Origin of the sequence: Corynebacterium pseudogenitalium, assembly GCF_024453815.1 — a bacterium.
In the GTDB taxonomy this organism is placed as follows: Bacteria; Actinomycetota; Actinomycetes; order Mycobacteriales; family Mycobacteriaceae; genus Corynebacterium; species Corynebacterium pseudogenitalium.
On the sequence record NZ_CP072934.1, the window covers coordinates 2,094,108 to 2,117,015 of the forward strand.

A 22,908-nucleotide genomic window follows, 5' to 3' on the forward strand; every position below is an offset into this window, starting at 1 on the left:
GCTGGCTATGCGCCAGTTTTTGAAGAAGATCGCCGTTGCATGCGTGGGCGTCGCCACCGCCGCTTCCCTGCTCGCCCCCGCTGCCGACGCGCGGCCGGTGGTGAACCAGGGCGACCGCGTCCGCCTCGACATGGGGCTCGCCTACGGTATCTGCACCGTCGGCTACGTGGACCATGCGCGCAACCAGATCGCCATCGCGCGTCACTGCGTGAAGTTCCCGTTCCAGCAGGTGCTTGACGGCAGCGGCCGGCGCATCGGCACGGTGATCTCCTTCCCCGGCTGGCTCGTTTCCGCCGACGGCCCCAACGACTTCGCCTACGTCACCCTCTCCGGCGCTACCGCCGGCGCCAACCGGTTCTCCGGCAACGCGAAAGTCCACCCCAACGCGGTGCGCCCGGGCGAACGCGTCTGCTCCTACGGCGCCACCACGCGCCGCGAGTTCTGCGGGCACGTCACTGGGGTGCGCGGCAACATGGTGGCAACCTCCATCGCCGGGCCTCGCCACGGTGACTCCGGCGGCCCCATCTGGATCCCGGGCCGTGGCTTCGTCGCCGTCACCTCGGGCGGGGTATGGAAAGACAAGAAGTACTGGATGACCGGCTCCTACCCGGAGCTGTACTTCGGACCCGAACTGCTGTCTCCTGTTTCTATGGACCTTGACCAGCCCACGACGTCGTCAAACTCGATCCCGGGCTGGTACGCGCGGCAGCTGCGATAAGTTCGCCTAAAGTTTACTTTGGTGTTACCGACCGTGCACGTGCGCACATTATGGTGATACGTTGGCCCACACCTTGGGCCCTTTTTGGCGAGAGTTTTTTCAACGACAGGAAGCGCTTCATCATATGAGCATGGACACCGCGACAACGACGTTCACGCACCACCCCGACGGAGCAGACGCAGGTAAGAAAGACCCACTGGGTTTCCTGCCGTTCGGTGGCCCCTTCAAGACCTTCGTGGACTGGATGTCCGTCGTCGTCGCGGTGTGGCTGCTGCTCAACGCGGTGAGCATGATCGGCGCCGGCTTCCAGATGGCCGCCGGTGACCGCGCCGAGGAACTCTTCTCGTTTGCGCAGAACCCGTTCGTGGGCTTGGGCATCGGTATCCTCGCCACGGCGATCATGCAGTCCTCCTCCACCACCACATCGATTACCGTCGGCATGGTTGCGGGTGGCCTGCCCATCGAGATCGCCATCCCGATGCTCTTCGGCGCCAACCTGGGCACCACCGTCACCGCCACCCTCGTCGCGCTCGGCCTTTCCGGTAACAAGGAGCAGTTCCGCCGCGCCTTCGCGATGGCCACTGTGCACGACTTCTTCAACCTGATCGCCCTGGCCATCTTCATGCCGCTCGAGCTCGCCACCGGCTTCCTGCAAAAGACCTCGGGCGCGATCGCGCACTACACCAGCGGTGGTTCCGGCGGCATCCTCAACACAATCTTCAGCGGCATCGGCGACTTTGTCGACGCCATCACCGAACCACTCGTCTCCCTCGCCGAAACCGCCGTCAGCCCGCTGAGCCACGTGTGGGGCGGCATCATCCTCTCGATTGGCGGCATCGCCCTGATCATGGTGGTCATCGGGTTCATCGGCAACATGCTCGGCACCCTGCTGGTCGGCCGGGCGCAGGAGTTCCTGCACGCGGCACTCGGCAAGGGCACCCTCTCCGGTGTGCTTTCCGGCGCCGTCATCACCACGGCGGTACAGTCCTCCTCCACCACCACGTCGCTGACGGTGCCGCTGGCGGCGTCGGGCAAGTTCCACATGCGCGACCTGTTCCCGTTCGTGGTCGGCGCCAACATCGGTACCACGGTCACCGGGTTGATCGCGGCGTTTTCCGCGCCGCCCGAGGTTGCCGAGGTGGCCATGCAGACCGCCCTGGTACACACCCTCTTCAACACCTTCGCAGCGATCATCATCATGTCGGTGCCGTTCCTGCGCGCACTTCCCCCGAAGGGTGCCGAGTGGCTCGCCGGACTCGCCGATAAAAACAAGGTGTACATCTTTATCTGGGTCGGCAGCGTGTTCTTCGCGCTGCCACTGCTGGCGATCTTCATCACCAACTTGGTGTCCTAGGGCCCGACAAAACCCAAACTGTAGTAACAGGAATGTAGTAATCCGGATTTTGGGGGCCCCTTTCGAGGATTACTACATTCCTGTTACTACACTTTGCAGGTCTAGGACGGGCCACACCAGCCAAGTATGCTTAGGAGCTATGACCATGCCTCAACCGAATCCGAATTTTCAGTTCAATTACCGCATCGGCGACACCGACCGCAATGACGCGGTGACGGCGTTGTCGGTGGCGTTCGGTGAGGGGCGCCTGACCATGGACGAGTTCGATAGGCGGTGTGCGGCTGTCGCGAAAGCGGAGTACTCGCCGGACTTGATGGCGTTGTTCCAGGATTTGCCGCAGAAGCCGGGCCAGTGTCAGGTGCCGGCGCAGCAGGTCCAGAACTCCCCGGTGTACACGAGTGAGGACATTGAGCTGGCCCGCAGGAGGGGTCGCAATGTGCGCGGTGGTCTGATGGGCTTGTCGACGATCGCCAGCCTCGCTTTCATCGTCGTCTTTTCCGAGATGGGCGAAAACTTCCTGGCCGTACTGTCACTGCTCATCATCCCGACCGTGTTCATCCTGCTGTACGTGATGAAGGTCGGGCCGGACAGCTGGTACGCGCCCTCGGTGCGGCAGATTCAGCGGGCGCAGCGCCAGGCGGTCAAGATGCAGCAGTTGGAGTTGCAGTCGCATCAGGCGGCGGAGATCGCGATGCGGAAGCAGCAGCAGCGCCAGCAGATGGACCAGCTGAAGAACGATGCGTTGAATATCGCGCAGCAGACGATGCAGCGGTTCAACAAACGTGGTTAGGTTCGGGCGCTAGTATTGGCACATGGCCAACAAGAAGCAATCAGAAGCACCAGAACAAACAACCCCGCAGCACACGCCTTTTAAGCGGCACCGGCACTTTGACCAGGCCGAGAAGCTGAAGAACGTGTTTTATGACATTCGCGGCCCGGTGAGCGCGACCGCGGAGGAGATGGAGCGTGACGGCCACACCATCTTGAAGCTGAACACGGGTAATCCGGCCGTGTTTGGGTTTGAGGCGCCGGATGTGATCATGCGCGACATGATTGCCAATTTGCCGACGTCCCAGGGCTACACCACGTCGAAAGGCATTATTTCGGCGCGGCGTGCGATTGTGACGCGCTACGAGATGATTCCGGATTTCCCGGCGTTCGACATCGATGATGTCTACCTGGGTAACGGCGTGTCTGAGCTGATCAGCATGGTCACGCAGGCTTCCCTCAACGAGGGTGATGAGATCCTCATTCCGACGCCGGATTACCCGCTGTGGACGGCGGCGTCGACACTTGCGGGCGGCAAGGTGGTGCACTACAAGTGCGACGAGGAGGACGACTGGAACCCCTCGCTGGAGGACATCCGCTCCAAGGTGACCAGCAAGACCAAGGCGATCGTGGTGATTAACCCGAACAACCCGACGGGTGCGGTGTACTCGCGGGAGACGCTCGAGGGCATCGCGGACATTGCCCGCGAGCACGAGCTGATGATCTTCGCCGACGAGATCTACGACCGCATCCTTTACGACGGTGCCCAGCACATCTCCATGGCGGAGGTTGCCCCGGACGTGATCACCCTGACGTTCAACGGCTTGTCGAAGGCGTACCGGGTGTGCGGCTACCGCGCCGGCTGGATGGTCCTTACGGGGCCGCGTCGCCGGGCGAAGGGCCTTATCGAGGGGCTGGACCTGCTGTCCGGCACGCGCCTGTGTGCGAACGTGCCCGGCCAGCACGCGATCCAGGTCGCCTTGGGTGGGCGTCAATCGATTTATGAGCTCACCGCGGACGGCGGCCGCCTGCATAAGCAGCGCAACGTCGCCGTGCGCAAGCTGCGCGAGATCCCGGGCATTTCCGTCGTGGAGCCGAAGGGCGCCCTGTACGCCTTCCCGAAGATCGACACGGAGATGTACCACATCCACGACGACGAGCGCTTCATGCTGGATCTGCTCAAGAGCGAGAAGATCCTCATGGTGCAGGGCACCGGCTTCAACTACCCCACCCCGGACCACTTCCGCGTGGTCACGCTGCCGTGGGCGTCACAGCTGGAAAACGCCATCGAGCGCCTCGGCAACTTCCTGGCTGACTACCACCAGCACTAGCGGATGACTCGCCAGCCCGCCTGCTGCCAGATGGGGATGTCGAGGGCGTTGCGGGCGTCGATAATTACTCGCTTGTCGACGCCCACCAGCGGCTGCAGGAACGCATCCCACTCGGTGGCCAGGATGCAGAGGTCCGCGCCCGCGGTCGTCTGCGCGAGCGTGCCGGGAAACTCAAGGTCGGGGTAGGCGGCGCGGGCGTTGTCGAGGGCTTTCGGGTCGTGGACGCGCACGCGAGCGCCGGCGTCATGGAGGCGCTGCGCCACGTCGAGGGCGGGCGAATCCCGGATGTCGTCCGAGTTCGGTTTGAACGCCGCACCCAGCACAGCGATGGTGCGCCCCTCCAACGTGCCGAGCTCCCGTCGCACCAGGTCAACGATGCGGGCGCGGCGACCCTGGTTGATGGCGTCGACCTCCCGGAGGAAGCGCACCGAATCCCCGGCGCCGAGTTCTTCGGCGCGCGCGATGAACGCACGGACGTCCTTCGGTAGGCAACCGCCGCCGAAGCCGAGCCCGGCGTTCAGGAACTGGCGCCCGATGCGCGCGTCCATCCCGATCGCGTCCGCAAGCTGGGTGACGTCCGCGCCTGCGGCGTCGCAGACCTCGGCGACCGCGTTGATGAAAGAAATCTTCGTGGCCAGAAACGCATTCGCCGCCACCTTGACCAGCTCAGCGGTGGGAAGATCCGTCACCAACATTGGTGAGCCCTGCTCAATAGGAGTGGCGTACACCTCCCGCAGCACCTGCTCCGCGCGCCCACCCGGGCGCTGCCCCACCACGATCCGGTCCGGTGCCAACGTGTCCTTCACCGCGTGGCCCTCACGCAGAAACTCCGGGTTCCACGCCACCTCCACCGAATCCGGGAAGCGCTCCTGCAGGCAGCGCGCCGTGCCCACCGGCACCGTCGACTTCCCCACCACCAGGTGCTCCCCCTCAAGGATTGCGGAGAGGTGGGAGGTGGCGTCGTCAAGAAATGAAGTGTCCGCGGCAAGCCCTCCAGCAACCTGCGGCGTGCCGACGGCCAAAAAATGCACCCGCGCGAACCCCGCCACCTCGCGCAGATCCGTCGTGAAGCGCAGGCGACCCGACGCCGTGTGGCGCTGCAGCAATGTGTCGAGGCCGGGCTCGAACAACGGCGCCCTCCCCGACTGCAGGGCCGCAACCTTGCGCGCATCCGTGTCCACCGCCAGCACCTCGTGGCCGAGCTCAGCCATGCACGCGGCGTGCGTCGCCCCCAAATACCCCACGCCGACCACCGACAACCGCATACGCGAGGCCCCTACCGGAAGTTCAAATACGCCTTCGACGGCGTCGGACCCCGCTGCCCCTGATACTTCGAACCCAACGCGCCACTGCCGTACGGCACCTCCGCAGGCGACGTCATCGCGAACAACGCCAACTGGCCGACCTTCATCTCCGGCCACAACACAATCGGCAAATTCGCCACATTCGATAACTCAAGCGTGATGTAGCCCGAAAACCCCGGATCGATAAACCCGGCCGTCGAGTGCGTCAACAGGCCAAGCCTGCCCAGGGAGCTCTTGCCCTCCAGACGCCCAGCCAAATCCGCCGGCAACGTAAACTTCTCCAACGTCGACGCCAACACAAACTCGCCCGGGTGCAGCACAAACCCCTCGCCCTCGGGGACCTCAACCAGCGTGGTCAGATTCGGCATCTCCTCACGCGGATCAATATGGGTATAGCGCGAGTTATTGAACACGCGGAAGAACCGATCCAAACGCACATCCACCGACGACGGCTGCACCAACGCAGCGTCATACGGCGCAATACCGAGGCGTCCCGAATCAACGGCGTCACGAATGTCATGGTCTGAAAGAAGCACGGCGCCAAGTCTAGCCTGCTTTCACGCGGGGCTAAAGTAAACGCATGCACCGAATCCTCTCGACTATTCTCCTGACCGCCGCACTCGCCAGTGCGCCAGTGGCCTCCGCCGCCACGACCGACACCAGCGACATCTTTAACGACGCCTCTTGCGTCCCCGCCGCCGACAAAACAACACCCGTGCTCTATGTACACGGCACCTCCGCAAACACCGAAAAGTGGGCCCAAAACGCCGTCGCCCTCAAAGCCGCAGGCTACTGCGTATGGGGCTTCAACTACGGCCGTGGCAGCGGACTGCCCTCCCTCTTCCCCGGTTCCTACGGCAACGCCGACATCAACAGCTCCGCGCGCGAACTCGCGCGCAACGTCGAACGTGTCAAGGAAGCAACCGGTGCCGACCAGGTCGACCTCGTCGCACACTCCCAAGGCGGCCTGCTGGTGAAGAAGTACATCGCCGAGCTCGGCGATGGCGACAACGTCCGGCGCGCAGTCACCGTTGGCGCCACCTTCCACGGCACCGACCTCAACGGCACCGGCAAAATCCTCTCCCCCATCGCCCGCGCATTCCCGCGTCTCGCAGCGTTCTTTGCAGGACCAGGCGCAGTCCAACAACTCAACGACTCCCCCGTCATCCAAGCGCTCAACACGCTTCCCGACACCCAAGCCGGAATCGTATACACCTCGCTCTACTCACCATCCGACACCACCGCCACCCCAAACAGCACTTCAATCCTGCAGGCCGTCGACGGAGCGGACGTCGCCAACATCAACATCGAAGCATCCTGCCCGAACTCAGGCCGAGTCTTGCACCCCAACATGCAATCCGACCTCACCGTCGCAGCCCTCACCAGATGGGGACTCGAGCGCACCGCCGACGACCGCACTCCCAACCAGCGCGCCTGCTCACTCAGCGCGCTCCCGGAGGTCGCCGGCGCCGACCGCTAGCGTTTGGTAAAGCAGCAGCGTGGTGCTAAAATTACCCACTGCTGCATTACATGCGCTGCCGGCGTAGTTTAGTGGTAGAACATCAGCTTCCCAAGCTGAGAGTGCGGGTTCGATTCCCGTCGCCGGCTCCACTATGACGTCGAAAATGATAAGTAGGCGTTTGCGTTAGCGCGTACGCCCCAAGGGGGTCAAGAAAATCGCTTGCGTTAGCGAGTGTATAGCGCATTAGCTCTGACCTGCGGAAGCGCTTTCCTCTCTTTCGGCTGAGCGAGCGTTTGCGTTAGCAGGCGTTGATCTGGTCAAGGCGGACGCTATGGTCGGCGACCTCGGTAACGAGTTCAGCGTCGTGGGTGATGACAATGACGACGGCACCAGTGTCAGCGAGTTTACGCATTACTCGGGAAATCGCGACAAGGTGCTTGTAGCCAACACCGGACGTGGGTTCGTCGAAGATGTAAACTTTCTTGTTCGCAGCAAGCGCTGTAGCAATAACCAGGCGTTGGCGCTGCCCGCCAGAGAGTGCTTGGGGATGGTCAGCCTCGTGGTCGGCAAGGTCGAGTTCTTCAAGGATCGCGTGGGCATCGATGTGTTGCTTTTCGGCTTTGGTCGTGCCGAGCGTGACTTCGTCGATGACGGTATCTGAGAACAACTGTCGGGTAGGGTCTTGCATCACAAGGTAGGCGTCACGGCTGGGGAATTTTTGTCCATTGAGTGTGATGGATGCGTGTTTGGCTTTTTCTAGTCCGCAAACAATGCGTGCCAGGGTTGATTTCCCTGAACCGCACGGGCCGAGGAGCGCTGTGATTTTCCCTGCCGGAAACAACACGTGGTTAATATTGAGGACTGTGTTTCCGTGGCGGTAGGCAAAGGTGAGGTTGCTGATCTCCAGCCCCTCCCCTGCCGGTTCCGGAAGTTGTGGCATAGGCACAGTTACTAGGGATCGCAGTCCAAGCTGTTTGCGCTCCTCATCCGAGGTAGCGTAGAACTCTTCGCCGGTTGCGGTGAGGACGATGTTGCCTTTATCGAAGTAGTAGACACGGTCAGCGATCCCGGAAAGAAAACTTAGCCGGTGTTCAGCAATGATGATCGTGTGTCCATCAGCTTTGAGCCTGGCGATGAGTGTGGCGAGTTGGCCGATAAGATCAGCTGATAGGTTCGCGGTCGGCTCGTCAAAGACGATCAGCGACGTGTTGTTGCACATGGCGACGGCGCAGGCCACGCGTTGCATCTGCCCGCCCGACAGCTGTGTGACGCGGGATTCCAACAGGTCGGCGATACCTAACTCGGCTGCAACCTCGTCAATGCGGGCACAGATCTCCTGCGGGGCGCGGCCGAGATTTTCTGGGCCGAAGGCGAGTTCTTGGCGCACGTGAGTGGTGTAGAACTGGGTGCGTGGGTTTTGAAACACTGTCGAACAGTGGTGGGCAAGCTCTGATAGATCTACTCGTGCCACGTCAATGTCGTCGACTGTGACGCTTCCGGTAAGGTCGCCGTCGTGAAAGTGTGGGATGAGCCCGTTAAACAGCCGTAACGCGGTGGTCTTCCCCGATCCCGATGCGCCACACAGCAAGGTGACGGTTCCGGGTGTGATGGTGATGGTTGCGTCATTGATTGAGGGGTGGTCTGCTCCTCGATAGGTGAAGGTGACGCCGGTGGCTTGGGTTATTGTCATAGGACGATTCTCCATATCGCGAAACCGATAACGATGAGCAGAATGACTGCGTCGATCACACGGAATTTCACGACCGTGACTGAGGTGGGCTTTGCGGTTCCGCCCAGTCCGCGCACGAGGGCGGCCGATGCCAGTTCGTCCCCGCTGCGTACCACGGTCGATAGCAGCGGGATTGTGAAGTACTGGGCCGCGCGCAGGGAAAGCGCGGACATGCCGCGTAGTTTCATCGCATCTGAGATCGCTTTAACCTCGTGGCCGATCACAGGCAGCACACGTAAGGCAACCGAGATTGGGATCGTGAAACAGGTTGGGATTCGTGAGCTGGCGAGTGCTTTTTGCAAGGTGGCGGGTCGGATCACGCCGATCGCGTAGGCTCCCATTCCTGCGCTGACACTGAATCGCCACATCCACTGCAAAAACAGCACGAGGAACGCGCTGACCGTTGACTTCCACACCAGTGGTATCACGAAGACGAGCCCGCCGAGGACCGCAAACGTGGCCAGGTAGACGGCCACCCAGCTCGGGCGCACGAGCGTGTTGGGGTTGATCGCAGCGCTCGCCAGCATCACGGCGGCGAATCCGCCCAGAGCACACACGAACCACGGCGAGTAGGCACTGTAGATCGTGGTGGAGACGATGACGAGCGCTACGATAATCGTGCGCGGGTCGGGAAGTTTAGACAAGACCGGCCCGTTCAAAGTGCTTACGCGCCACCCTGGTTCCCAACAGACCAGCAAGCCAGCCCACGATGAGCATCACAACGAAGAAGCCCAACAGAATCGGAATCGTGACAACCTGCGCCATCTTCGCGGCATACTCGGCGCCCATTTGTTCGGCGATCTGCGACATATATGCGTCTTGGTCCATAAATAGCGGCATCCACGGGGAAACATAGATCGGCAGAATAAACAGTGCGTATGCCAGCGGAACGCGAACCTTCACGCTCTTCGGCCCCTTGGTAATGACTAGGTCGGCGAGCAGGCCGAATACAGCGGCCACCGCGATTCCCCCTACCCAGTGGCCGGTCACGAAGAAGAGGATTTCGATGATAATCAGCATGATTGTCAATGCCCCCATCTTCGGAGTGCGTGCTGTGAACAGCGCAAAGACGATGCCGTTAACGAGAATAGAAAGCAAGAAGCCGGCATACATGGCGGCGGGGATGAACCCGAGCATTCCGAATGCAAACACGATGACGAACATCAAGGCGGTGAAGACGCCAATGTTGATGAAGTCGCGCGTGTTGAGGCGCGAGGATGTAGGCGTAGACATAGTTTTTCCTTTCATGTGCTTATACGTGCTGTGTTTAGACGAGTTGCCATCCAGCTGCGTTGATGCGTTCTTGCCAGAAATCGCGGTATTGACCCGGCTGGTTGACCAGCTCGTCGTGGCACCCGCGCTGGGCGATACGCCCATCGTGGGAGAGCACAATGATTTGGTCAGCTTGGCGAATGGTTTCAAGTTTGTGGGCGATGACAATTAGTGTGGAGTGCTTACGCAGCTCGTTCATCGCCGCAACAATGTTGGCTTCATTTTCCGCGTCCAACGCGCTGGTGGCCTCATCGAACAGCACGATCGGGGCTTTCTTCACCAAGGCGCGAGCGATGGACACTCGTTGGCGTTCCCCACCTGACAGTGCACGCCCGCCAGCACCCGCCAATGAATTCCAGCCGTCTGGGAGGCGGTTGACAATTTCCGTCACGCCCGACAGCTCAGCGGCCCACCTGATTTCTTCATCAGTAGCTTCGGGATTGCCAAGGCGAATGTTGGCTTCGAGAGTGTCGTTGAATAAGTAGACGTCTTGGAAGACCAGAGATATCTGGCGCATCAAATCTTCGGTGGTCTGCTCGCGCACGTCCACTCCGCCAACGCGCACGCTGCCGGACTGCACATCCCAGAAACGTGCAACCATCCGGGCGATCGTCGTCTTCCCGCACCCAGATGGACCAACCAGGGCACACATGCCGCCTTGCGGGACATGGAAGGACATATCGTGCAGCACCGGGGTGTCCGGATCGTAGCTGAAGGTGACGTCCTCGAAACGAACATCACCAGGTGCCCTCACTGGTGTAGAGGCATCGGGTTCGGACAGTTCGGGGGCATCCATGACCTTGTCGACGTGGTTCATCTGCTGGCGGCGTTCTTCCAGCCCGGTCATGCAGCCACCGATGTCTTGGAGCATGGTGGTGAACCGCAGGCACATGCCGATTGTGACCACGGCGTTCAGCGCATTCATTTGCCCGCCGAGGGCGAGTTGGGCGGTCAGCCAGATCATTATCACGACGAGGGCTTGGACGAACATTCCATTAATCAGGTTCGCTAATGTTTCGATCCACAATGCTTTGCGGCTTTTGCGGTCAGCCTGTTTGAATGCCCGATCAAGGGCCGGGTAGTCGTCGGCGACATGGCAGGAGCGCAGCGCGCCTTGGCAGGTGGCGAATTCGACCATGCGAGCCGCCAATTCTGACTCAGCTGGTTCGGAAACCTGCTTACCTTTATCAAGAAGCACGCGGGAGATATGGAGGAAGGCGAGCATGATCGGGAACGCGATCGTCAAGGTCAGTCCCAGCCGCCAATCCCAGAACCAGGTTCCCACAGTGATCACCAGCACGGCTGAGAGTTTTTGGACGAGGGAGAAAATGAAGTGCGCCGCCGACTCGCCCAAGTTCATCATTTCCTGGGTGACCATGCGCGACAGTCGGCCAGAGCTACCCGAATCGAACACTCCCAACGGTAGGCGGGCTACTTTGTTACCTATTGCGTGGTGGACGTCGTGAATGAACCCGAGCGCGCCAATATAGCCGGTGCGCATGCCATAAAACTCGGTGCCTACACCCGCTACCGAGATCACCGCCAAGGCGATGAGCCAGCCCCAAAACGATAACCCCCACACCGGCATTCCGGTCGCTAGGGCACTTGCTGCGGGAAGCAGAATCAGCAGGGCAAAGCCGTGACACAGTCCTGAGACCGCACCCCACGCTTGACCGACCGAGAGGTCACGCCACGAGGCGGGTTCCATCAAACGCTTAAAGCGTGGCAGCAATAGTTGATTCATCGTGTCATCTCCTCACATGCACCTTGGGCAAGAAGTGCCTGATAGTGCGCATTACCCAACAGCTCGTCGTGTTTACCGACCACAGCAATGCGCCCGCGTTCCATGACGACAATCTGATCCGCGCCCCTGATCGAGGCCAACCGGTGGGCGATCACAATCACGGTTCTGCCTTTGGCAAGAGTCGAGAGAGCTTGTTGAATTTTCGATTCCGATTCCGGGTCCGCCATCGCCGTCGCCTCGTCCAGCACCAACACTGGGGCATCAACCATGAGCGCCCGGGCGATCGCGATACGGGCTGCCTGCCCGCCCGAAACGTGGGTGTCCTCCCCCAACACGGTGTCGTAACCATCTGGCAGGCTCATGATGAACTCGTCGATCTGCGCGGCTCTCGCCGCCTGTCGCACCTGATCCAAGGTTGCGTCTGGCGCGCCCAGGGCAATGTTGTTGTGGATGGTGTCGCGAATAAGCTGTGCATCTTGCAAGACGAACGCGACCGTCGAATACAACAAATCCTGGGAAATGCTCTTTAGATCAACCCCGCCGATAGTGATCGTGCCAGCGTCCGGGTCATCGAAGCGGGCAATTAAACTCGCCAACGTCGACTTCCCCGCACCCGACGGGCCAACCAGCGCGGTCACCGTGCCTGCCGGAATGCTCAGGCTCACCTCGTCTAATGCCTGGGTGTCGTCATAGGCATACGACACACCCCGAATCTCGATATCATGACCGTGTGGTGTCTGTGGCGCATCGGGCTGACTCAACGCTGGTAGCTCCATGACGTTCACCAGCCTCACTGCCGCAGACCCTGCGAGCTGGTACGACCAGGCGATGGTTGCGACTGCCATCAACGCTCCCGGCAGCACCAAGGCGATCAACGTCGTCGTTATCACCTCGTAGATGCTCACCCAACCGGCGTTCATCATCAACGCGCCACCGCCAAGGTTCACGATCAACAACACCGGGATCGACACCCACGAAAATGAGGCGACCGACATCGACACCAGCGGCATACACCACGCCCGGTAGAACTTAGAAAACTCGTTAGCCGCATCTAAATAGGCTTTATGTGCTTGGCCGACCTTGCCGAATGCTTTCACCACTGAGATACCGGCAACGAACTCGGCCATCGTTGCCGAAACCTGAGCGAGCTTGGTGTCCATTTGTGCGGTCTTCTCATTCATCCCACGCATCGACATGCCATACATGCCCACATAAATCGGAATCGTCGCAATCGACAGCAGAGCGAGCCGCCAATCCACCACAAACGCATACACCAACAAGGCGAGCGGGGATACGATCGCGTTCAGTTTCTCAATCGGCCCGTGCGCGATCACTGTATGCACCGTGGCCGTATCATCCTGAATGGTCTTGCGGATCTTCCCCTCACCCTCGCGGGTAAACCACGACAGCGGAGCAGTCGACATTCGGGCGGCAATTTGCCGACGCATCTGATTACGCAACGACAGGTCAATAAAATGCGTCACGCCCAATGCAACAAAATATAAGGTCAACCGGGCCATGTATGCGCTGACGAGGAGCATGACGATCCAGTTCACCCGCGCCGGGTCCACCTGGTCTTGCATAAGTTCTCTGCCAAGCTCCACCAGAGCCACATACGGGGCAATAGCCAACACGCCTGAGAGAAAAGCCAAAACCTGCGCGATAAACAGTTTGCCTTTCACCGGCTGCGATAGCTGACGGATCGCGTTCTGGCCAGCGACAGATTTTTCCTTCGCGGACCCATACTCACCGTCAACAACCTGATCCGTTACACTATCGTTCACGTAAACACCATCCTTATTAGGTAAGTCTAACCTTACTCGCTTTCTGGGAGGTGTACCTAACCGTGCACATCAACCGATACGAGCATCACCCTTTCAAGGCCATGCTTACCTGTTCACCGGTGCGGAATACCAACCGGATCGTATCCTCGTCTACGATGGCGTGGTCAATGAGTGCGCTCCACTCTACATCTGTAAGAACGAAGGCTCTTGGGCTGGAAGTTTGCTGCGCCCGCGAAATGGGTTCGCACCGATCAAGCACTTCAGGACTGTCCAACACGAACCTGAAGCAAGTCCATCTACTGCTCAAGAGTACGAAACACTCACAGAGTTAATTCTCGAAACGCTCAATCAAGCCGGTATTGAAACACTCCGTGCCCTCCAACCACTAGCTGAAAGCGATGACACCCCCTAACCAGATACCCGCTAACGCAAGCCCACCCGCAGATCCCCTTGGCTTCAAACGGACGCCACCCCCAGTGGGCGTTACAGCGATGACTGCCGGATCGCCGAACCTCCAGCGAAGTAGCGAGCAGTCTCAAAAACAGCTAAATCCCAGCTCAACAGGGGTTTAGTGACTCATGCGGCTTTTATCATTTTCGACGTCTAAGCCTCCACTAACACCCCTTTTGCAGGGGTGTTTACGTTTGCCGTTTTTGAGGTGGGCGGAGACGCGAGTGACAAAAGACGCAACCCGAAAAAGTAGGGTCGACATAACTGCAGGTCACAAAATGGATAGCCAATAAGAGATGCGTCTTTTGTCACTGGCGCAACGGGACGCGCACCAGATTCCGGCGTTTCGGCGAGCGTCCCAGCATTTCGCCCAGGTAGCGCGCCTCGCGGGAGGGAATTTGGCGCACGAGGAACAGGCACCTACCCGCAGCGGACGATGGGCTGCGGGTCGTAGACCGTGGTGGTGGTTTCGCGGCTGAGTTCGTTGCCGGCGAGGTCGGTGATCACGCGGGTGTCGGAGGTGGTGAAGCCGGGGGCGCCGCCGGACGGGGCGCAGTCGGGGCCGGTGACTGTGCGGGGTTGTGGCTGGGTGTAGGCCCAGCGTCCGCCGTTGATGGACTGCACGTTGACGGTCTTGACGCCCATGAGGCTGACGGTGATGTTGCCGCCGCCGTAGTTGGTGACGATTTTGACGGGGTGGTTGCTGTCGTTGCGGAAGGCGAGGTCGATGGCGCCTTCGTAGACGGTGGCTTCGCGCCCGGCTGGGTAGCGGGAGATGTAGTAGGAGTGTGGGGTGGAGGCGACGTCGGTCATGCCGGCGAAGTAGGCGGCGTTGTAGAGGGTGGTGGCGAATTGGGAGATGCCTCCGCCGACGGCGGTGCCGCCGCGACCGTTGATGATGATGCCGGATTCAACGTAGCCCTGGGCGGTGCCGCGGGGACCGGTGTAGCCGTTGAGGGAGAACGTTTCGCCAGGGTTGACGATGGCGCCGTTGACGGTGTTGGCCACGATGCGGATGTTTTCGCCGGAGGCGCCACTGAAGCCGCCGGTGGTGAAGGAGCCGACGGTGTCGTTGAAGGTGGCTTGTTCGGCGTCGGCGGTGGTGAAGGCGGCGGGGACGTCTTTGTAGGTGGCGTCCCAGGTGCGGTCGGCGTCGTGGAGGAGGCGGTCGTCGAAGCCTTTGAAGGTGGCGTCCCAGTCGACGTTGATGCCGTCGACGGAGGGTTCGATGCCGCCGCTGGTGAGTACCCGGGCGTTCTTGGCCTCGACTTCGGACTCGTGCAGCTGCTCGCCGAGGATGGCGCCGGCTGCCTTGTGGTCCACGACGGGTTTCAGGACCTCGTCGAAGTGGAGGATCTCGCCGATGCGTTCCTTCGGGATCACGGCTGTGACATCTTCGCGGCCGTTGACGGTGAGTGGCCCGGAGAGGGCACGGTGGACCGGGCCGTCCATCGCTTCCTTGAGAGCAGGAGCGCCGATGCGCGGCGCTATTGGTTGCGGCTCAACGGTGACGCCGTCTGGGTTGAGCCAGTGGGCGGTCAGCTGGGTGCGCAGCGCGTCGGCGGGCACGTCCTGGCCGTCCTCGGGGGTGCGTTCGCGGGCGGTGCCGCCTTCGAGGGTGATGGCGGCGTTGACGGGGTCGCGGTGCAGTTCTTTTTGCAGGCGGGTGATTTCTGGGGCGAGTTTCGCGTCGTCGACGCTGGGGACGACGGCCACTTCGTGCTCGCGGATCAGGCCGCTGAGGCGCTCAATCGGGCTTGCGGACTGCAGCCCGGCCGCCTCCACGGTCGCCAAGTAGTCGATGCCGAGCCCGGCGCGCTGCGGCACCACTTCGGCGCGCTCGGGCCCGGAGGTGACGGTGATGGGGCGTGAGGGGGCGTCGCCAAGCTGGGCTTTGAGCTCGGCTTCTGCTTCCTGCGGGGTGAGTCCGCCGATGGCGACGCCGCCGACGGTGGTGCCGCGCGGCACGTGGCCGCGGTTGAGCGCCAGGTCGGCGAGGTAGATGGCCAGCAGCACCGCGAGCACGCCCACGGAGAAGCCGATGAAGATCTTTGTTGCCCTATTCACCCGCCCCAGGGTAATAGAGTTTGGGCTATAACCCAACGTCAATGAGTTGTTGTTGCACGCGGGTCGCGGCTTCGTCGATGCGGGATTCGGGGATTTCTCCCTTTTCGACGCCCGCTACGACACCATCGATGATCCGCGCGATGTCGTGGCCGGAGGACCAGAGGGCTTGGTCGGCACCCGCGCTGATGGCGAGGCGGACCGCGTCCGGCGTGGGGGCGTATTCGAGGATGCCGCGCATGCCGGAGAGGTCGTCGGTAACGGCGACGCCTTCGAAGGGGACACCGCCGGGGTAGTCGCCTTCGCGCAGGATGCGGTAGGCCTCCGGGTTGAGGCTGCTGGGCACGCCCTCGGCGCCGAGGCCGGGCACGATCATGTGGCCGACCATGACGCTGGCGCGCGGGAAGCGCTGCAGGAGCTCGCCGTAGGGGACCAGGTCGAAGGCGTGCAGGTCCCCGATTGGGGGCGTAGTGGCGAGCTTCTTGTGGGTGTCGCCTGAGGCGCGGCCGTGCCCCGGGAAGTGTTTGAAGGTGGGGGTGACGCCGGAGTCGAGAAGGCCTTGGGAGAAGAGCCCGGCGATGCGGGCGACCTCGGCGGGGTCGCGGTGGAAGGCGCGGTCCCCGATGATGGCCAGGTCGGCGGCATCGATGTCGACGACCGGGGCGTAGTCCACGTTGATGCCGTGGGCGCGAAGCGAACGGCCGATGTCGTAGCCGGTGCCCTGGATCACCGCGGGTGTGCCGGCGGCGAGGCGACCGGGCGCGGGGAAGTCCCCCAGGATGTCGGTGTGGCGTTGGACTCGGCCGCCCTCGAAGTCGATGGCGACGGTGAACCCGCGCGGGTACTGCTCGCGGAGAGCGTTGATGTCGTGGCCGGGGTCGTCGAGAAGCTTGGGGTCGGCCCAGCTGGGGATGATAAGCCCGCCGACGCCCTGATCGAGGGCCGCGCGGGCCTGGTCGTAGTTCTTCACCCCGACAACCATGAGGGAGGCCACCCGCGCACGCAGGTCCTCCGGGACGCGCTGCTGGGCTGGCGTTTTGGGGACGATCTCGGTGATCGGCACCGTGTCGGTGGGCAAAAGTGGGATGTGGTTGTGGAGCGGAGCGGGCGTCGTCACGGGTTGTGGGGCCGGCTCGGGCGCGCACCCGGCGAGCACGACGACGAGCCCCGCCGTCACCGCGGCGGACCCCCATACACGTCTGGTACGCTTTTGCACATGTCAAACCGTACTACCTTGCCTTCCGTTGTGGCTAGCGCCGTCGTCGGTGTTGTGCTCGGCGTGGTGGGCGTGATTGGGGTAGCGGCGTTCTCCGGGCAGAATTCCGTGCCGGTGTCCAACGCCGTCCCGGCAGACGAGGCCGTGCTTGGCGGCCCGGAATATGGCGCGCGCTAAACTCCGCAGCCTCACTCCCCACTTGGTCGCGTGGGCAATCATCGCGCTGATTGTGTGGGCGCAGGCGCCGGGGCAGATCGCCGCGGACACCAAGTTCGACCTCACCACCAACCCGGCCGGGTTCCTCGCGCAGGCGATGCACGCCTACACGGACCGCTTCACGCTCGGGCAGCTGCAGAACCAGGCGTACGGATACCTCTTCCCCCAAGGCGTGTTCTTCCTGCTGCCGCTGCCCGCGTGGGTGTTGCAGCGCTGCTGGTGGACACTACTGGTCGGGTTGGCGTTCTCCGGGACGTACGCGCTGGCCAGACGGCTGGGCATGCGCGGGGTGGCGGGCCCGGCGGTGGCCGGGGCGCTCTACGCGTTCAGCCCGCGAATCCTAACCACGCTGACCGCCATTTCTTCGGAGGCGTGGCCGGTGGCGTTGGTGCCGTGGACGCTGCTGCCGCTCCTGGGGGACCAACGCCGGGGGCCGCGCCTTGCCGCCGCGCTACTGCCGGTGGCGTGCATGGGCGCGGTCAACGCGACGGCCACCATCGCAGCCTGCCTACCCACCCTGCTCGTGCTGTGCGCGCAGCGCCACTGGCGCGCCGCCGCACTGTGGCCGGTGGGCGCAGTGCTGGTCAACGCGTGGTGGCTCGGCCCACTCGTGGTGCTCGGCCGCTACTCCCCACCGTTCACCGACTTTATTGAGTCCGCCTCAGTGACCACCGCGTGGCTCAACCCGATCGAGGTTCTGCGCGGCACCACCAGCTGGGCCCCGTTCGTCGACGCCGAGCGCGCCGCCGGGCACCTCCTGGTCACCGAGCCCGTATTCGTGCTGCTCACGGCGGGTGTGGCGGCGCTCGGCGTCGCGGGGCTAGCCCGGCGCGACATGCCCGCCCGCGGCCCGCTCGTCGCGGTCTTCGCGGTGGGCGTCGGCCTGTTGTGTTTCGCGCACGCCCACCCCTTACTTTTCGACGCCCCCCTCGCCGCCTTCCGCAACCTGCACAAGTTCGACCCGTTGGTCCGCCTCCCCCTGGCGTTGGGGGCCGGGTGGGTGGTGTCCCGGGCGCGAACCCCGCAGCTGGTCGGCGCCGTCACGCTGGTGGCGGTCGCGGTATCCCCGGCGTGGTCGCTGCGCCTCCTCCCGCAGGGCACCTGGCAGGAACCATCCGAAGATTGGGTCGCGGCAGCCCGCTGGCTCGACGAACACGCCACCGGCACCCGCACGCTCGTCGTCCCCGCCGCGCCTTTCGCCCGCCAGACCTGGGGCTGGACGCGCGACGAACCCATCCAGGCGCTCAGTCAGGCGCGCTTCGCAGTGCGCGACGCCATCCCCCTCGTCGACCCGGAGGCGATCCGCGGCCTCGACGGCCAGGTCCGCGCCGTGGACTCGGAGGCGCTGCGCGCCATCGGGGTGGGCGTCGTCGTGGTGCGGCACGATTTGGAGGAGGCGGTGGCGTCGACAAGCGTGCCTAATCTTGGCGAGCCGACCGTGCGCTTCGGGGACGTCGATATCTATGCGCTGGAGCCCACGCGCGACATGATGCTGACCAGCGCCACCCCCGTCCGCGTCGACGCCGGCGGCGAGGCCCTGCCCCTGTTGTGGCGCGAGTTCGGCTACTTCCCCGCCACCCTGACCAGCGGCGATGCGGACATCGTGACCGATACCCCGGCGCTGGCGGTGCGCAACTACGGCGCCGTGCAGCGCGCGCAGTCCGCGCACCTGGCCACCGCTTCGGAGGGCAAAGACGTGCGCAACCGGGTGCCAGACTACCCGTCTGCGGGCACACCCGTCGGCGTAGCCATGGCAGGCAGCGCTTCAGCTTCTTCCTCCGCCGCCGACGCCACCGCCTTCGGCGGCGCCCGCGCCTCCCGGTCACTGACCGCCGCATTCGACGGCCTCGACGACACCGCCTGGTGGCCCGCCGCCCAAGACCCCCACCCGTGGCTACGCTTCACCCCCAACGCCGACACCGCCACCATCACCGCCACCGCCAACACAAAAGTGCAGGTCACGGACGCTTCCGGCGAGCGCACGCTCAGCCTCGTCGCCGACCAACCCCGCACCATCAGCGTACGCGGCGAAACCACCCTCACGCTCACCGAACCCGTCGGCATCACCGAAATCGACGCCGGCATCCACCGCATCGTCGACGTCCCCGGCACAGCCGACACCTACTTCTTCCAACGCCTCATGCCCGAAACCACCACACTGCAGCGCGCCTTCACCACCGCCGAAGACGCCGAATGGCACCTCTCCTCCCCCGCCCTTATCGACGGCTCCTCCGCCACCAACACCGTCTTCCTTCCCGCCGGGCGCCACGAATTGGTCACGGACGCCGAAACGATCACGCTGCGGCGCGGGCCTGCGCCTGCTGTTTCTTGGGAGCCGGTTATTGGTGGCGCAGTTGTGCCCGCCGACCAGGACCGCCTGCTCATCACCACCCGCGCGTTCAACCCAGGGCTCCAAGCCAGCCTCGACGGCGAACCCCTCACCGCCCAACGCATCGACGCCGGCCAGCTCGCCTTCCGCATCCCCGCAGGCCACGGTGGCACCCTCACGTTCTCCTTCGCAGGCGAGCGCCCCTACCGCCTCAGCCTATTCGGCGGGGCGGCGCTCAGCCTGGTCACCGCGCTGGTGTTGCTGTGGTTCGCGTGTCGACGCCGGTTTGTTGGCACTCCGGCCCGCCCCATCCCCGGCAGGATGGTGGCAGCGTTGCCGCTGGCAGCCGCGCTGTGCATCAACCCGGTACTCGGGATCGTCAGCGCCATCGGAGTCTGGGCGGTGCGCCGCTTTACCCTCCTGGCCAGACGCTACATTGCCGCCGGCGCCATCACCGCCATGGGATTGTGGCTGGCCCGCGCGCCCTGGCCTTCCGCCGGGTACGCCGGCGACGCCGCCCTCATGCTCGTGGCCGGATGCGTCGCGGTGGCCTGCCTCGCCTGGCCGGACTAGATTTTGGTTGCCCGGCCGCCTGCTGAAAAAGTTCCCGCGCTCGGGAATTTTGGGTTTTCGGCCGGTTCCGGTCGACCGACGTGACGTTTCCCCAGGTCGCGTCGTCTGTCTACGAAGAAAGTTCCCACGACCGCTGCTTCTTCGCACCAGATTCCGGGTTTCCCGCGAGTGCGTTTGCAAACCCCCAGGTCGCGCAAACCTCATGCAGGAATTTGGTGCGCACCCGGCCGCCCCTCGCCTCGCACACTTTTAACACCTCGCCCGGAACGAATTCGAGTGACAGCGCGCCATCTCCTCAGCGCAGTGTCGGGGACATCCCGCTGCTTCTACTTCCCAAGGCGACAAAGTCACTCCATATACAAGCGCTCTGCGATGTGCGGCAGCAATCACTAGAATGATCGCAGTCGGTGCTCACAGCAGAGCTGACAAAAATTGCAGGAATCAAAGACCAGTGCTTTGAGTAGATAGCACGCCCGAGATATTGCGAAAGGTGTCGTTATGTCTGAGAAACTGACGATCATTGGATCATATTTGGCTCTATTCGCGGCGGTACTGGGGCTTCTTTCCGGCCAGTTTCTGCTTGCGACGGTAGTCGCGGCGATTGGCGTGTGGGGGTTGCGGTCGCATAATCGGCGCTCAGCACTCGATGATGTTATTGCTTCTGATCTGCCAATCCCTTCGGCAGCAGAGTTAAAGAGCTATCGGGAGAAGAATCCAGATCTCTCTTTTTCTGAAGCAATCGTTGCTTGGCAGAAGGGTGAATCAGCCTGAATTCTTCGGGTTGCAGGCGATAGCTTTACCGCGTCTTCAGTCCATCACGCCCCAACGATGCTGAAAGCGTGGGATTACAAGCGTGCGATGGGCCCACCGCGGACTAGGCAGGCTAGATGACGATAGCGGAGTACGAGGGGTGAATCTGAGATTTATTGGGCTCCACCCCGTAAATTGGCCCGTTCCCATTAGGGCACGGGCCAAAGAAACGTCGGAAAACTCTCACACAACAGGCGGGTGATCTACCAGTTCTGGAGCAAGCGAGCCCCAAGTGGCGACTGCAACGTCACCTTCATGGAGGCCGTGGAACCGATCAGGATGCACTTATCAGGCGATCCTGGAATATTCCCTTCGTACACTCTAACTTTTACTGATGTCGCGGTCTCCGATGTCTCCGCGCGGTATCCGTAGCAAGTTTCGGTTCCGGCGGGGAAGAACACTCGAATTTCTGTCGGACTAATTACTTGATAGCCTGCCCATTTGACTTGACGCTCATTTTTGAGATCGTTGCGCGCCTCTCGGTCGAAAGGTTTTTGTCGAGTTTTGTGGACGATCCCCATTGCACTGCTGAGTTCGTCGCCGACAGGTGTGGCTGAGACTATTCCTATGGTACTTCCCACTATCGCAAACACAGTTAAAATAACGCCGACCAAATGTACAGTTTGCGCATTCAAACCTGCGTTTATGCCGAATTTAGATAGTATGCCAGACATTCTCACTCCTTACTTCACTGGCCGACTCGCCGTTGAATCAAACATGTCCCAAATCTTGGAGGTTATGATCGGCGAACCGAGATACGACGCACCGTTTTCAGGACCAAACGAACTCACGGAGCGGATATGCCCCAGAGTTCCGTTGAAGTCTTCTAGCCATGCGCCACCGGATGCACCACCGCCAAAGTTGCACCCATATGACATGTAGAAATTGAAGGACGACCAATTTTCGTTTTTCACCGGTACCGTACACCGAAACATAGCGGAACCCAGGAAACGTTTGCGGGGATATCCAATTATGTCAGCTTTGAACGAACCTGCATTTCCGGAGCGCAGTCCATGGCCTCCAACCGCATCGACGAGACGTTTCCCTCTTTCTGAGTTGACAGTGACAAACCCGAAGTCAGAAGCAAACCCACGAGGTGTAGCTCCATAGTTGGCCCAGTCAGTAGTTGTGGTCATAAAATTGGCCTTGAATCTCCCATGGGGTGCAACACCGATCGTATATTCTGGAACGAATACCCAGTTTTTATGAAACTCACCTCCGCTCCCGCTATGAACGCAGTGACCGGCAGTAATTACGGTACTTTTGTTGTCTGAGTTTACGGCAGATGCGGAGCAGACGTGATCTTCATATTGGCCATTGACTTTCTTTGAGAAAAATACTTTTCCATTCGCAGCACCGGAATTGCCGATTCGAGAGTGCGCCTCACTGGCCGTTTGAGATGAGGAGAACGGTTCAATAGGTTCTGATGCTTCTTGTTCACGTTCTGGCACTTCAGGGGAAACGACAACCTCTTTGCTGTTTGACGTTGCTCGGTCCGCCGCAAATGGCAAGTCGAGGGTTGCATCAACAGGAGTGGCTCTCGACATGCGATCCAGTGTCCAATACTCATCCAGTGTCATCTCCGAGGAAACTGATCTAGTCGACTGATCATTCGGGTTAATTACTCCGACCGTGGTTTCAGCTTCTTCTCCGATGAATGATTCCTGAGCATGGACTGCCACTGGCGCCACAGCCATGGCCAGACAAGCCGATGATGCCAGGACTGTAGCCCGGTTGAAGATCTTTCTGATATGGGAGTTGAGATACATGACAGCTCCTTGAGG

19 protein-coding genes and 1 tRNA gene are annotated in these 22,908 nt (G+C 61.8%); 9 read left to right on the forward strand and 11 right to left on the reverse strand.

All coding sequences use genetic code 11. The features are described from left to right. Positions 1–7: 7 nt before the first annotated feature. The 4 genes from KBP54_RS09915 to KBP54_RS09930 all read left to right on the forward strand — a co-directional run bounded on the left by KBP54_RS09915 (position 8) and on the right by KBP54_RS09930 (position 4,171). Complete coding sequence (locus KBP54_RS09915) at positions 8–718, forward strand: chymotrypsin family serine protease (RefSeq protein ID WP_070361806.1); 711 nt, start codon at positions 8–10, stop codon at positions 716–718. A gap of 130 nt (positions 719–848) precedes the next feature. Continuing rightward, positions 849–2,072, forward strand: coding sequence for a Na/Pi symporter (locus tag KBP54_RS09920; protein ID WP_240492779.1), 1,224 nt, complete (start codon positions 849–851; stop codon positions 2,070–2,072). A gap of 139 nt (positions 2,073–2,211) precedes the next feature. Beyond that, positions 2,212–2,862: a DUF1707 SHOCT-like domain-containing protein gene (locus KBP54_RS09925; RefSeq protein WP_256005620.1), complete on the forward strand. Its 651-nt coding sequence runs from the start codon at positions 2,212–2,214 to the stop codon at positions 2,860–2,862. A 22-nt stretch (positions 2,863–2,884) separates the two neighbouring features. Further along, positions 2,885–4,171, forward strand: a complete 1,287-nt coding sequence (locus tag KBP54_RS09930) for a pyridoxal phosphate-dependent aminotransferase (RefSeq protein ID WP_256005621.1) — start codon at positions 2,885–2,887, stop codon at positions 4,169–4,171. Here the strand turns inward: KBP54_RS09930 and KBP54_RS09935 are convergent. After that, the gene (locus KBP54_RS09935) at positions 4,168–5,436 is read right to left on the reverse strand and encodes a UDP-glucose dehydrogenase family protein (RefSeq protein WP_256005623.1); all 1,269 of its coding nucleotides are present in this window, start codon (positions 5,434–5,436) and stop codon (positions 4,168–4,170) included. The genes KBP54_RS09930 and KBP54_RS09935 overlap by 4 nt on opposite strands. Positions 5,437–5,447: 11 nt before the next feature. After that, positions 5,448–6,011, reverse strand: coding sequence for a dCTP deaminase (gene dcd, locus KBP54_RS09940; RefSeq protein ID WP_070479603.1), 564 nt, complete (start codon positions 6,009–6,011; stop codon positions 5,448–5,450). Between the two features lie 44 nt (positions 6,012–6,055). Here dcd and KBP54_RS09945 point away from each other — a divergent pair, with 44 nt between their 5' ends. Together KBP54_RS09945 and KBP54_RS09950 are read left to right on the forward strand one after the other, a co-directional pair. Then, positions 6,056–6,955 carry an esterase/lipase family protein gene (locus tag KBP54_RS09945; RefSeq protein ID WP_256005625.1) on the forward strand — a complete coding sequence of 300 codons (900 nt, stop codon included), beginning with the start codon at positions 6,056–6,058 and terminating at the stop codon, positions 6,953–6,955. A gap of 57 nt (positions 6,956–7,012) precedes the next feature. Next, positions 7,013–7,086: transfer RNA gene (locus tag KBP54_RS09950), tRNA-Gly, on the forward strand. A 149-nt stretch (positions 7,087–7,235) separates the two neighbouring features. Here KBP54_RS09950 and KBP54_RS09955 read toward each other — a convergent pair. The 7 genes from KBP54_RS09955 to KBP54_RS09985 all read right to left on the reverse strand — a co-directional run bounded on the left by KBP54_RS09955 (position 7,236) and on the right by KBP54_RS09985 (position 17,196). Next, complete coding sequence (locus KBP54_RS09955) at positions 7,236–8,627, reverse strand: ABC transporter ATP-binding protein (RefSeq protein WP_256005627.1); 1,392 nt, start codon at positions 8,625–8,627, stop codon at positions 7,236–7,238. Further along, positions 8,624–9,310: an energy-coupling factor transporter transmembrane component T family protein gene (locus tag KBP54_RS09960; RefSeq protein ID WP_256005628.1), complete on the reverse strand. Its 687-nt coding sequence runs from the start codon at positions 9,308–9,310 to the stop codon at positions 8,624–8,626. The genes KBP54_RS09955 and KBP54_RS09960 overlap by 4 nt, the downstream gene beginning before the upstream one ends. Further along, positions 9,303–9,899, reverse strand: coding sequence for an MptD family putative ECF transporter S component (locus KBP54_RS09965; RefSeq protein WP_070361801.1), 597 nt, complete (start codon positions 9,897–9,899; stop codon positions 9,303–9,305). Before KBP54_RS09965 ends, KBP54_RS09960 begins: the two co-directional genes overlap by 8 nt. A gap of 34 nt (positions 9,900–9,933) precedes the next feature. Beyond that, positions 9,934–11,682 (reverse strand): ABC transporter ATP-binding protein, encoded by a 1,749-nt coding sequence (locus tag KBP54_RS09970; protein ID WP_070975613.1) that lies wholly within the window; start codon positions 11,680–11,682, stop codon positions 9,934–9,936. Further along, entirely contained in the window at positions 11,679–13,466 is a 1,788-nt protein-coding gene (locus KBP54_RS09975; protein WP_070361799.1) for an ABC transporter ATP-binding protein, read from the reverse strand. The genes KBP54_RS09970 and KBP54_RS09975 overlap by 4 nt, the downstream gene beginning before the upstream one ends. An 870-nt stretch (positions 13,467–14,336) precedes the next feature. Then, positions 14,337–15,983 carry a VanW family protein gene (locus KBP54_RS09980; protein WP_256005630.1) on the reverse strand — a complete coding sequence of 549 codons (1,647 nt, stop codon included), beginning with the start codon at positions 15,981–15,983 and terminating at the stop codon, positions 14,337–14,339. Positions 15,984–16,008: 25 nt separating this feature from the next. Further along, the gene (locus KBP54_RS09985) at positions 16,009–17,196 is read right to left on the reverse strand and encodes a glycoside hydrolase family 3 N-terminal domain-containing protein (RefSeq protein ID WP_256005631.1); all 1,188 of its coding nucleotides are present in this window, start codon (positions 17,194–17,196) and stop codon (positions 16,009–16,011) included. Between KBP54_RS09985 and KBP54_RS09990 the strand changes: the two genes are divergently transcribed. The 3 genes from KBP54_RS09990 to KBP54_RS10000 all read left to right on the forward strand — a co-directional run bounded on the left by KBP54_RS09990 (position 17,197) and on the right by KBP54_RS10000 (position 21,085). Beyond that, on the forward strand, positions 17,197–17,373 hold the full coding sequence (locus KBP54_RS09990) for a DUF2613 family protein (RefSeq protein WP_071565697.1): 177 nt from the start codon (positions 17,197–17,199) through the stop codon (positions 17,371–17,373). It abuts the gene before it with no gap. After that, complete coding sequence (locus KBP54_RS09995; protein WP_256005632.1) at positions 17,360–20,314, forward strand: alpha-(1->3)-arabinofuranosyltransferase domain-containing protein; 2,955 nt, start codon at positions 17,360–17,362, stop codon at positions 20,312–20,314. The genes KBP54_RS09990 and KBP54_RS09995 overlap by 14 nt, the downstream gene beginning before the upstream one ends. Positions 20,315–20,812: 498 nt before the next feature. Further along, a complete protein-coding gene (locus tag KBP54_RS10000) occupies positions 20,813–21,085 on the forward strand; it encodes a hypothetical protein (protein WP_070361796.1) in 273 nt (90 codons plus the stop codon). A gap of 242 nt (positions 21,086–21,327) precedes the next feature. On the opposite strand, the gene KBP54_RS10005 is transcribed toward KBP54_RS10000, so the two are convergent. Then, the gene (locus tag KBP54_RS10005; protein ID WP_083433200.1) at positions 21,328–21,798 is read right to left on the reverse strand and encodes a hypothetical protein; all 471 of its coding nucleotides are present in this window, start codon (positions 21,796–21,798) and stop codon (positions 21,328–21,330) included. 9 nt (positions 21,799–21,807) lie between these two features. Then, entirely contained in the window at positions 21,808–22,893 is a 1,086-nt protein-coding gene (locus KBP54_RS10010; RefSeq protein ID WP_143000809.1) for a trypsin-like serine peptidase, read from the reverse strand. Positions 22,894–22,908 lie beyond the last annotated feature (15 nt).